Source organism: Cuspidothrix issatschenkoi CHARLIE-1 (genome assembly GCF_002934005.1).
GTDB classification, from domain to species: Bacteria; Cyanobacteriota; Cyanobacteriia; order Cyanobacteriales; family Nostocaceae; genus Cuspidothrix; species Cuspidothrix issatschenkoi.
On the sequence record NZ_PGEM01000233.1, the window covers coordinates 3,487 to 5,986 of the forward strand.

General features: G+C 36.1%; 3 protein-coding genes. 2 read left to right on the forward strand and 1 reads right to left on the reverse strand.

Features of this window, described 5'->3' with window-relative positions; genetic code table 11:
- Positions 1-417: 417 nt before the first annotated feature.
- Complete coding sequence (locus tag CUN59_RS22240) at positions 418-627, reverse strand: helix-turn-helix domain-containing protein (RefSeq protein WP_243407012.1); 210 nt, start codon at positions 625-627, stop codon at positions 418-420.
- Between the two features lie 408 nt (positions 628-1,035).
- Here CUN59_RS22240 and CUN59_RS20860 point away from each other — a divergent pair, with 408 nt between their 5' ends.
- On the forward strand, positions 1,036-1,287 hold the full coding sequence (locus tag CUN59_RS20860; RefSeq protein ID WP_207765462.1) for a hypothetical protein: 252 nt from the start codon (positions 1,036-1,038) through the stop codon (positions 1,285-1,287).
- Between the two features lie 44 nt (positions 1,288-1,331).
- A partial coding sequence (locus tag CUN59_RS22245) for a Calx-beta domain-containing protein (RefSeq protein ID WP_279327328.1) occupies positions 1,332-2,500 on the forward strand: 1,169 nt, incomplete at its 3' end.

The window sequence follows — 2,500 nt, forward strand, 5'->3', positions numbered from 1 at the left end:
ACTGATCATTAGGGTAAATTGTCTCCGTGATTAGTTGTGTTAAACTGGGTAGATATTTTAAACTTTTATAAATGACGAACTCAAAGCTTTCTTTGATATTATCAACTAATTTTAAAGCTAGAGTAGTTTTTCCAATGCCTCTAATACCCAGTAAGTTGATTAAATTACATTTTCCTTGGAGGATTTTTTGTTGTAGTAATGATAATTCTAACTTACGTCCATAAAAATCACCGATTTCAGGAGCGTCTTTTAAATCTAGATGAGAGGTTATTTGTTCTTGTTCATGGATAATTTCATCATTTTCTGATGATGGTGCTGATTCTTTAAATGGACTACCACTATTGATTGTGAAAACATTAGTTGAAGAAAAAGCACATCTACCTAAAGTTGACTTGAGATTAAATTTGTTAACTTTTTTTAAACTTTTATAAATAAGGATTTCCACAGTTTACTGGTGCTATCCTTGATGTATTTTTCACTGTGTTGGTGTTCTTTAGCGATATCTGCGTAAGTTCTACCCTGTAGTATCCCTTCTAGGATAGCTATTTGTAAATCATTGAGATGTCGTCTTTGATGCTCAAAGACTTGGTTATTTGCAATTTCAATTATTTCTTCAGAATTCAACACTACTCCCCCCTTCAAGTCAAGACTTTCTGAAATTTTATCATGATTGTAATAAGTCTTATAGTGAAACTAAATAGACAAAACTCATCTGCGCTGGTTAGAAATTTGTTAGCCTGGTGACTGTAAGTCACGGCTACACAACCCGCTTTCGTGGGCTTGGTGCAAGAGATAAATTTTTGACTAATAGCGCTTGTAAAGATTTTTATGGGTGACAGGATATTACTTTTAGAGACTTTTTCACGCTTCTACATACTTTTGAGGTATTGACATCCTCTTTTAGGCGTATTAAATTCAGTATGTTTGAAAACTATCGTAATTTTATTGTGGGTCGGGTAGTGAATTTCATATTTATCCACATTTACTCCCAATAAGAAAATAGGACAGTATTACAAAGTATAAAATCGTAGAGTTATGAACATCCTACTTAACTCCATTCTTCCTGTAACATACAATCAATTGATTAATTTTGCCAATAAAAACAACTTCTGGCAGGTTTTTGATACTGCTTTTGGCACACAATATAACCGCAGCCTTGCGGAAATTATGCGGTTACAGTGGGAAGCTGGGGATTTTAGTCAACTTCCCCAAATAGAAATTCTTGATAGTAGTATTCTTGGCGGTGCTAATGGCGCTTATGCTAGTAGTAAGCTGTTGTGTAGCTAATTGTATAATAAAAAATCAAGTAACCAAGTGATAGCTTCTGAATTATGCCAGCAAAAAACCATCTGTCTCAAGAACAGAGAGAAAAACTATCCAATGGTGCAACAATTAGTACTGCATCAGCAACGGGAACTATTATTCATAATGATTTAGCTTTAGCTACAATCCAACTGCCTTTCCCAATTAAACTATTTACAAAGCTTTCCCAATCTGGTTCTTTTTATAATTTCCAAATAGTAGGTAACTATGCTTATCTAGCGACTGAGACTGGTGGACTAGAAATTAGAGACATCAGTGATCCGACTAATCCCATAGTCAAGGGCAGATGGAATTATAATATTTCTTCTGGATCTGTAACTTCTGGCTCTGTGTATAAAGTACAGGTAATAGGCAACTATGCTTATGCAGCTAGTGGTAGAGGATTAGAAATAATAGATATCAGCAATCCCACTGCTCCTACCCTCAAAGGCAATTATAATACTTCCGGGACTGCCTGGAATGTACAGATAGTAGGCAACTATGCTTATGCAGCTAGTAATAGAGGATTAGAAATAATAGATATCAGTGACCCTTCTAATCCTAAATCCAAGGGTAGTTATCCGTCCGGCTACGTTAGTGATGTACAAGTAGTAGGCAAGTATGCTTATGCATCTAGTGGTAGAGGATTAGAAATAATAGATATCAGTGACCCTTCTAATCCTAAATCCAAGGGTAGTTATCCGTCTGGCTACGTTAGTGATGTACAAGTAGTAGGAAACATTGGTGTAACTGACATTAACGAAACTGTTGCCAATCTAAGCATTTCTCCTAGTAATGTAACTCAAACGGAAGGAAATTCAGGCAATAAACCCTTTACCTTCACCGTCACCCGCACAGGTAATACCACAGGGACAAATAGTGTTAACTGGAAAGTAACAAGTTCAGGTACTAATTTTGCTGATGCTAATGATTTTGGCGGAACTTTACCTTCTGGTACATTAACATTTGCACCTAATAAACTCACCGAAACAATTACCATAAATGTTACTGGTGATACAAGCATTGAACCCAATGAGACCTTTACCGTTACTCTCTCCAGTCCTACCAATGGCGCAACAATTACCACCACATCAGCAACGGGAACTATTACTAATGATGATTTACCTGTTAATGTTTTACCCACCATTACCCTAGCAGTATCACCAAGTAGTGTACAAGAAGATGGTACAACAAACTT